The sequence below is a fragment of the Erwinia sp. V90_4 genome (assembly GCF_029967685.1).
GTDB classification, from domain to species: domain Bacteria; phylum Pseudomonadota; class Gammaproteobacteria; order Enterobacterales; family Enterobacteriaceae; genus Erwinia; species Erwinia aphidicola.
In genome coordinates, this window is the sequence record NZ_JASCAQ010000032.1 from 1 (window position 1) to 621 (window position 621).

A 621-nucleotide genomic window follows, 5' to 3' on the forward strand; every position below is an offset into this window, starting at 1 on the left:
AGGCCATCAAGAGGACGCTGAAGGGGATCGCCGGCGGCAGCCTGGCCGCCGACAGCAGCGAGGCGGTTACCGGCGCCCAGCTGTACACGGCCAAGAAGAACGCGGCTGACGCGCTGGGCGGGGGCGCCGGCGTGGGCAAGGACGGCAGCTTCACCGGCCCGTCCTACACGGTGCAGGGCGCAACCAAGAACAACGTGGGCGACGCGCTGGGCACCCTTGACACCGCGGTCAGCCAGCAGGGCAGCAGCCTGACGAACATCAGCAATACCGTAAACCAGCTGAACAGCGGCACCGCGGGTCTGGTGACCCAGGACGCGGAGAGCAAGGCGATCAGCGTGGCCAAGGGGCGCGGGGGCGACAGCGTGGACTTCACCGGCGAGGACGGCGACACCAAGAAGGCCATCAAGAGGACGCTGAAGGGGATCGCCGGCGGCAGCCTGGCCGCCGACAGCAGCGAGGCGGTTACCGGCGCCCAGCTGTACACGGCCAAGAAGAACGCGGCTGACGCGCTGGGCGGGGGCGCCGGCGTGGGCAAGGACGGCAGCTTCACCGGCCCGTCCTACACGGTGCAGGGCGCAACCAAGAACAACGTGGGCGACGCGCTGGGCACCCTTGACACCG

The 621-nt window shown here is 69.9% G+C and carries 1 pseudogene; it reads left to right on the plus strand.

Features of this window, described 5'->3' with window-relative positions:
* A pseudogene (locus QLG07_RS02660) lies at positions 1-621 on the plus strand (hypothetical protein); the annotation flags it as partial.